General features: G+C 66.3%; 6 protein-coding genes and 4 pseudogenes. 6 read left to right on the top strand and 4 right to left on the bottom strand.

Annotation, left to right across the window (positions count from 1 at the left end):
- Nucleotides 1-224: DUF817 family protein (locus AB0G47_RS40805; RefSeq protein ID WP_360781168.1), on the bottom strand; the 224-nt coding region annotated here is incomplete at its 3' end.
- A 108-nt stretch (nucleotides 225-332) separates the two neighbouring features.
- On the opposite strand from AB0G47_RS40805, the gene AB0G47_RS40800 reads away from it, so the two are divergent.
- Nucleotides 333-1,427, top strand: a complete 1,095-nt coding sequence (locus AB0G47_RS40800; protein ID WP_360781165.1) for a transposase — start codon at nucleotides 333-335, stop codon at nucleotides 1,425-1,427.
- Nucleotides 1,428-2,027: 600 nt separating this feature from the next.
- Here AB0G47_RS40800 and AB0G47_RS40795 read toward each other — a convergent pair.
- Nucleotides 2,028-2,423, bottom strand: a complete 396-nt coding sequence (locus tag AB0G47_RS40795) for a hypothetical protein (protein WP_360781162.1) — start codon at nucleotides 2,421-2,423, stop codon at nucleotides 2,028-2,030.
- A 121-nt stretch (nucleotides 2,424-2,544) separates the two neighbouring features.
- Here AB0G47_RS40795 and AB0G47_RS40790 point away from each other — a divergent pair.
- Together AB0G47_RS40790 and AB0G47_RS40785 are read left to right on the top strand one after the other, a co-directional pair.
- Nucleotides 2,545-3,311 (top strand): annotated as a pseudogene (locus AB0G47_RS40790) (transposase).
- 596 nt (nucleotides 3,312-3,907) lie between these two features.
- A pseudogene (locus tag AB0G47_RS40785) lies at nucleotides 3,908-4,049 on the top strand (IS5/IS1182 family transposase); the annotation flags it as partial.
- Nucleotides 4,050-4,158: 109 nt separating this feature from the next.
- Here AB0G47_RS40785 and AB0G47_RS40780 read toward each other — a convergent pair.
- Nucleotides 4,159-4,746, bottom strand: a complete 588-nt coding sequence (locus AB0G47_RS40780) for a DUF6082 family protein (protein ID WP_360781160.1) — start codon at nucleotides 4,744-4,746, stop codon at nucleotides 4,159-4,161.
- 170 nt (nucleotides 4,747-4,916) lie between these two features.
- Between AB0G47_RS40780 and AB0G47_RS40775 the strand changes: the two are divergent.
- Nucleotides 4,917-5,062, top strand: a pseudogene (locus tag AB0G47_RS40775) (IS5/IS1182 family transposase); the annotation flags it as partial.
- 369 nt (nucleotides 5,063-5,431) lie between these two features.
- Here the strand turns inward: AB0G47_RS40775 and AB0G47_RS40770 are convergent.
- On the bottom strand, nucleotides 5,432-5,986 hold the full coding sequence (locus AB0G47_RS40770) for a hypothetical protein (RefSeq protein ID WP_360781157.1): 555 nt from the start codon (nucleotides 5,984-5,986) through the stop codon (nucleotides 5,432-5,434).
- 746 nt (nucleotides 5,987-6,732) lie between these two features.
- Here AB0G47_RS40770 and AB0G47_RS40765 point away from each other — a divergent pair.
- Nucleotides 6,733-7,254, top strand: coding sequence for a CAP domain-containing protein (locus tag AB0G47_RS40765; protein ID WP_360781154.1), 522 nt, complete (start codon nucleotides 6,733-6,735; stop codon nucleotides 7,252-7,254).
- A 163-nt stretch (nucleotides 7,255-7,417) separates the two neighbouring features.
- Nucleotides 7,418-7,711 (top strand): annotated as a pseudogene (locus AB0G47_RS40760) (hypothetical protein); the annotation flags it as partial.

The following is a 7,711-nucleotide window of genomic DNA, read 5'->3' as shown; positions in this document are numbered from 1 at the left end:
CGGCCGTTTTCCCAGCCACGCAGCCAAAAAAGCAGGGTGAGCAGTGCGCCATAGGCAACGAGCAGGTCATAACGCGCCACAGGCAGATGGGGCAGCACGGTGGACGCTGCGACCCCGGACAGCAGCGCGATGGCGAAAGAGCAGGCCCGGAGGTGTATCCAGGCGAAATCACGCAGCTGACGAACCGATACAGCCAGGGGGCCGTTGATGCTATTGGTGAACATGGTGCCCTGTAGGACGAACTCTTGCCCGTTCCGGTTGCTGCATCGAGGACCGGACCGGCGGGCCGGGCTTCCTGCAGGGCGCGGAGGATCGCCTCAGCATGGACATGAGTGGGAAGGCCCCACCCCTTCACCTACTCACCCGAGCCCTTCAGCAGCCTCATCAACTGTTCGTCCAGGTCGACCTCGCCCACGTTGCTGCTGGACCTGGACGGGGTGTCCGTCATCCGGGTCGAGCGGCTTGGAGACGGTACGCGCCGGGTCCATCTGGCCACGGCGGACGCCTCGGCCAGGGCCTGCCCGGTGTGCGGGGTGTTCGCGGCCCGGGTGAAGGGGGCGGCGACCACCCGGCCGCGTGATCTCCTATACGGAGAGCGCCGCCTGGAGTTCGTGTGGCACAAGCGACGCTGGCGGTGCCGGGAGGTGTTTCGCGACCTCAATCTGTCCTGGCCGGTGGTGATGGACGCCTTCCGCATCACCACCGCGACCGTGATAGAGGCGCCGCTGCCCGAGGTTTCAGTGCTGGGCATCGACGAGTCCCGGCGCGGCCGCACCCGCTGGGAGCAGGATCCCGGCACCGGGAAGTGGCAGCTGACGCGGGATCGCTGGCACACCGGGTGCGTCGACGCGCTCGGCATCGGCGGGTTGCTCGGCCAGGTCGAGGGCCGTGCCGTCACTGACGTCCTGGCCTGGCTGTCCAGCACGCCCCTGGCCTGGCGCAACACCATCCGTCATGTCGCCATCGACATGTCGGCCACCTACCGGGCCGCGATCCGCACCGGTCTGCCCGACGCCATCGTGGTCGTCGATCACTTTCCCGCCGTCCAGCTCGCCAACACGATGCTCTCCCTGGTGCGGCGCCGCACCACCGCCGAGCTCCGGGGCCGGCGCGGACGGGCCGCAGACCCGGAACGAAGGGAAGGTCGGACACATCCTGCTGACGGAGTGGATCGCCAAGGAGAGCCTGCGCACCGCCCTTGCCCTGGCCCCCACCGGCGCCAAGTCGGCCATGCCCGCTGGAAGTTCCTGACCTGGTGCGCGGACCCCGACATCCCCGAAGTCCGCACCCTCGCTGCCACAGTCGACCGCTGGTGGGCCCGAGGCCGCCACGTTCCTCGACACCGGTCACAGCAACGCCAAGAGCGAGGGCATCAACCGCGTGATCTAGCTCGTCGCCCGCAACGCGTTCGGGTTCCGCAACGCTGACAGTCAGCGTCTACGGACACGCTGTGTCACGACACGACGAGCCCGCGGACCCCTCCGCACCGCTTAACTTCGAAGACCCTCCATAGGGCGGTGGGTTGGTGGCGCAGGCTGACGAAGCTTGTCCGGCTGCGCGTGACCATGTGTGGCTTGAGCTGTCAAACGAGCCCTCACGATCGGTCTGGTAGAGCCATGGGGCGAGATCGTGCCGCATGAATGCGGCTGATCGGAGGGCGAGCGGCGCAAGGTTGTCGTTCCTCCCGAGGCCGAGCGTGCAGCACGGCTCAAAGTGCGCCAGTGCAGGGCGCCATGCGGGACCGCCTCGCCGGCCACTCCGACTTGCGCCGCCTGCGGGCACGCGAGCAGCTCGGTACCCAACCCGCCCGAGCCGAGCCGTGAGGCCACACGCTCATACGCCGACGTCGCGCACGTGCGGTCGGGTTCCGCGCCCCGCATCGATTACTAAGGCTTGTCCCGTAATACCTGGCCGCGGTTGAGATTTTCGGCATTGCCTGCCTCCGAGACCTGCTCCTCGAAGCTGAGGTTCTGCAGGTAGTGGGGCTGCGGTCGGGGAGACGTTCGGTGATGCGGATGCGGTTCAGCTCAGGATTCGCACGAGCCCTTCGTGCTGGGTTGCGGAGGGCGTTTGACACCGCTGCACGCCAAGAGCTCGGTCCCGGTTGCGTCGAAGTACAGATTGAAGAGCCAGGACCGGTCTGCTGAGAGGATCATCCCAGTGCGAAGCTGCTCGCCACGGTGCCGCGCGAGGATCTCAACGCTCTCGTCGAGGCCGAGGGTCGTCGGCCAGCCGCGCTTCAACGATCGTCTCAACCTGGTTGCGGCAATACCGGCGACCATCCAGTGAGGCGCCTCCCCGTCCAAGACCTGTACCTCGCCGCCAGCGGCGATGGCGGCGCGTGCTGCCTTGCATGCGCTCGTCTGGTTGGTGAGCATCGCGGCGATGTCGGGGTGACGTGGGTGCTCGTCCTCGGTGGCCATCCGCTGACTGTAGAGACTGAATGTGGGCGTTGCTACAGGATTCGGCGTGGCCCGCCCGGGGCGTGAGATGGAGAATGGAACATGCGCGATGTTGTGCCGGGCATCATGGAACGATCTTGTGGTGGCTGGTGTGATCACGGCGTCGGAGTCGTCTTGGATAGCCCCGTTCAGCGGGCTGAGCCCGCGTTCCTTCAAGAAGCTGGTGACCGCGCTGCGCCGCAAAGGTGCGGATCCCATCCGCAGGGGCCGGCCGTGGTCCGTTCCGCTGGAGGACCGGGTACTGCTCGTGTCGGCCTACTGGCGCACGAATCTGACGATGCGCCAACTCGCGCCGCTCTTCGGCATCTCGAAGTCCGCGGCCGACCGGATCATCGACCACCCCGGTCCCACGCTTGCCCTGCAGCCTCGCCGGCGGTTCAGCAAGGACACCGTGCTCATCGTCGACGGCACCCTGGTGCCCACCCGCGACCACACCATCGCTGAACAGTCCAAGAACTACCGGTACTCCACGAACCACCAGGTCGTCATCGACGCCGATACCCGACTCGTCGTGGTGATCGGCCGGTCCCTTCCCGGTAACCGCAATGACTGCAAGGCGTGGGAGGAGTCCGGCGCGAAGGCCGCCGTCGGCACGACCATGACGATCGCCGACGGTGGGTATCCGGGCACAGGGCTTGTCATGCCTCACCGCCGCCGCAAAGGCGAAGAACTGCCCGACTGGAAACAAGCCCACAACACGTCCCACAAGCAGGTCCGAGCACGCGTCGAGCACGTATTCGCCCGGATGAAGACCTGGAAGATCTCCGCGACTGCCGCCTCAAGGGTGACGGCGTCCACTACGCCATGCTCGGCATCGCCCGCCTACACAACCTCAACCTCGCCGGATAGGCGAGCGGTCGGATTGATCACCGACTTCGTTTACACCAGTCAGAGATCATTTACGGGACAAACCTTAGGCCTCGAGTGAACGCGAAACTGACGCAGTCGGCTGGCGCTTGCGGTCGGACCTGGCAACTCAGCAGGAGGCCGCTGGCTCCATGTAACCCAGCGATCCGGCTCTCCCTTCGGGGCCACGCCCCTTCACACAGCGATGGTGACCGTGTCCTGGGCAGGACTTAAACTTGCGGCCAAGAGCTCGGAAGGGGCTGGGGCGGTTCGCGTCAAGACCCCTTCTGATCTGGGCTTTGCTCATCGTTGCTTCGCCTGTACCTCCTGCTTCGACACGTATTCGACAGGCGTCGTCCAGAGCGGGCCGCTCGGGGCAGCCGCGAAGTGGGTGTGTTCCAGGCCAGGGTGACTACTGCTCAGCTGATGATGCGTGAGTTGGCGGCAGCCGCCTCGGGGGACGGGTGATTTTACAGATGGTCTGAGTGCGTGATTGGGCTCTCCGCGCTGTATCCCAAAATCCCGGCCTACTGACCGTTTCAGAATGACATTCGTTGTGGAGCTTGGCAGTTGGGTGTTGTGTCGGCAGGATCCGTTGGGTGGCTGCTGAACTCGTGCCTGATGAGCTGTGGGAACGTGTGGCCCCGCTCTTACCTGCTCGGCCGCCTCGGCGGCGTCGGTATTCCCGAGCGGTTGCCGGCGGATGACCGGGCTGCGCTGAGAGGCATCGTCTACGTGCTGTGCCTGCTGGCCGAGTTGGGTGTGGCTCAGTTGGAGGGACAGGTCGAGCTGGGGCTTTGCCCAGTCGAGCGCGAGATGCGGAGACCTCTCGACATGCTTCCCGGGAGTGTCACGATGCGTTCGGCAGGTAGTAGTCATCCGCAGCGATGGACGGGCCTGCAGCGACCGCTCGGGCATACGCCTCGTCGGCCAGTTCGACGAACCTGCGGCTGCGCGCATCACCTTCCGCTGTAGCGTACTCTCGCCAATTTGCGCGGTTTCGTTCCCAGTGAATACGAGCGATCTCACCTCGGAAGTGGCCATCGAGAATCATGCGCATCGCCGGTTCCCCAGTTCGCTTCAGCCTGAAGTCCGTCCGCCATGTGTTGACTATCAAATTCGTGAACATCTGGCGTCGAATGCCCTCTTGCGTCATAGGCGCCCCCCTCGACGGGGCCTCCCAGCACGGCATCAGAGAGGGGTCGTTGATCGCCTGCAGTAGTAGTTCCCGATGTGCGGAACGCTGCGTCTCCTCGTGTGTGATGCGAGATTGGCGGGCCTGATAGGCAAGTGATGCGATCACGCCGATCAGTGCCGCTGCAGAGAAGAGCACGGAGAGTGCGCCGTATGTCTGGCTGACATTGCTCAGCTGGCTCCAGTTCATGCCGTCTGGTGCGGCAGCTTCGAGCAGGATCGGCGTGGCCGCGATCACCGCCACGACTGCTACTCCCAGCACGCCCCACGCAACTCCACGCCGCCAGGCCGTCACAGCTCCACCTCGTTTCATCGTCTGGTCGGCGAGAGCATGACTGCGCTTTGTCTACGGCAACAAGACGCTGTTCAGCCTCATGAGCTGGTGAGAGCATCCCTCCAGGGGAGCCACACGCGGCCGAGTTGCGGACTGCGGGCCTGCTGGACATGGACGCCGCCGCGATCGATGGCTCGCACCTGAGGGCTCTGAAAGGGGCGCTCGCACCGGACCTTCGCCGGTCGACCGATCCCGGCCCGGCAGTAAGCACCACCTGATCGTCGACCGGCACGGCAGTACGTTGGGGCGCTTCCCCTTCCGGGCCTGGCCTCAAGGGCCTGGAGTCAGTCGCTGCCGCCTTGTCGCAACGGTCGAACATCGTTCGCCTCCCACTGCGCTGACCACAACGGCACCATGGGCCCATGGAGTCGCAGATCATCCGGCCCGGCCACCTCACCCGATCCGGGGTAGCCCACGACAGCCCTGGTACGCCGCCGCCGACGTCCAGGCCCTCGACACCAAGCGCCGCACCCGCGACGCTGCTTGACGCGCAGGTAGAGCAGTGCCACGAACTCAGTGAACAACTGTGCCCTCAACCGGCACCACAGACGCACACGAAACCCCGGACCGGACACCCGGCTGGGGCTTCGTCGTTTCACGGGTTCGGCGAGGGAGATGACTGGCTCCCTTGCATCTCCAAGGCGGCGGTGCTCTCCATGAAAACCCGGACCGAGCGAGCACGCTCGGACATCTGCCGCTTATGCGCCCACTCCTTCATCGCCGAGCGGGCCAAGGGAGCCTCTGCCACCATCAGGAACCCCAGGAACAAGACTCCAAAACAGAACCGCGCGAGCTGTGGCGCCGAATCCGGTTCCGGCGCCGCCAGCCAGTCGAGCGACAGCATGAACGCAACCAAGAGAGCCATCGACAGCGCGAACCAGACGAAGTACAGAAACAACTGGGCCGATTTCCTCCACTTGTCCTGGGCCCCTGGCTGAAGCTCCCTTCGCTGGATCTCTTGCCGCACCCACGAGGGTTGAGACTCGCCAAGACCCTCAACCAACTCGGCGCTCGCAGAGGCAGCACGCAGTTCCGCCTTCCAAGTCTCCTGCTCAGCAACGCCTAGCGCGGCCAACTCCACTGACCCGACGAGGATCAGCACTGGAGCGACGGTCGCCACGGCGGCTGCAAACGGCTCAGTCATGATCACCGCGTCAGGATCCCAAACTGTGATCCCATGAGCACGGAGGCGAACAGCCTTGGCCGGTCGCGTCGAACTCACTCAATACGACTACCGGAGGATTCGCGGCCACGGGAATCCCGACGCAACGAGAGGCCCGACAACGGCCAGGGAGATTCCCCGCTTCCGCGCGGGGTGCCCGAGGTGCGGGAGGTGGCTCGCTCACCGCCATTCGGGACTCGGCTCAACCATAGGGCGCGCATCATGAGCGGGTGCCGGGGTGGCCCTGCCATGGGCGGCCTGAGCGTCGGTTGCCTGCCACCGAGCGGACGACCCCGGCGACGACGGCTTCGCCGAGAGCCGGCAGCCCGCTGCTCGCGGCAACCCGTTGGGGTGCTCGGCTGCCGAGGCGGACATTGACGGCTCCGGGCAGCCACGGTGTGAACTGGCTGAGGCTCGCGCTCGCTGGGCAGGCGGAAGGCGTGAGGTCGGGGGCGTACGTAAGACCGTCTCGATGATGTCTGCGAAAAAGTGTTGTCCCCGGGGGTGTCACTCGCTCTCCTATACGTCGGATCGACCGACGATCAGCACGGAGCGGAGCGGACATGCACCTGGATAACGACGATGAGCAGACCCAGATTCTTCCCCCGGAGACTGGGCCGGCGCAGACGCAGGGGGAACACAGCGGCCGATCCCGCGACGCACGCAGTGCGCGGCGCGGTCGTCACGAACGGAGCGGTCGCGGGCTGAAGGTTCGCGTCCTGGCGGGAGGGGTCGTGGTAGCCGCTGCTGTCGCCTCGGTCGGTACGCTCGCCCTTGCGAACCCCTCCGGTGGCGAACAGAACGAGAGGAAGCAGACTGCCGCCGCCCCGGGTCCCGAGACGCCGCCGAAGCGCCCGGCGCTGAGCAAGTCCGCGAAGTACGAGAAGCAGATCCTCGTCCTCGTCAACGCCGAACGGCAGAAGGCGGGTTGCGAGCCCGTGCGCCTGGACCGCCGGGTGCAGGCCGCCGCGCGGGCGCACGCCCGGGACATGGCAGCGCGCAACTACTACGAGCACACCAGCCCCGAGGGTAAAGGCGCGGGCGACCGCATGCGAAAGGCGGGCTACCCCACGGGGGCGTGGGGCGAGAACATACACAAGGGGCCGAAGGGCCCCAAGACCGCCATGCGTGACTGGATGCGCAGTCCCGGCCACCGCACCAACATCCTCAACTGCGCCTACAAGGACTTCGGCGCCGGTGTCAGCTTGAAGGCCAACGGCCCCTGGTGGGTGCAGAACTTCGGCACCAAGCGCTGACGCCGGATCACGCGAGACCCGGGTGGGTTCAGGACTGTGCGGACAGGTTCTGAACCCACACCGGTGTTCGTCCGGGCAGACGACGGCTTCTGCCGCCGACCGCCCCCTCACCCTCCGAGCGTGTCGACGAGGGCTTGGCCGGTGAGCCGTGTCGTGATGGGGGTTGAGCGTTCCGTCTCCGTCTGGGCCTTCTCCACGCCATCGGCGCAGGGATTCTCGCAATCCCCGCGCCCGCTCCCGGGACGACGACGGCGAGGCGGAGCGAAACTACAAGCCGGGTGACCCGACCAAGGACCCGAACCCGCCCAAGCCCGAACCGAAGCCCGAGCCGACGAGCGGCGGCAGCGGCTCCTCGTCGGGCGGGTCGGGCGGCGACTTCTCGGGCGGCGGCGGAGCGACCCCCTCGGTCGAGTTCGGGCAGGCTTGCTCGCCGGTCGGCTCCCTGGACTGGTCTCAC

The sequence above is a fragment of the Streptomyces sp. NPDC021622 genome (genome assembly GCF_040640795.1).
Lineage (GTDB): Bacteria > Actinomycetota > Actinomycetes > Streptomycetales > Streptomycetaceae > Streptomyces.
Note: the sequence above shows the minus strand (reverse complement) of the source record. Positions and strands in the feature narration are given on the sequence as shown.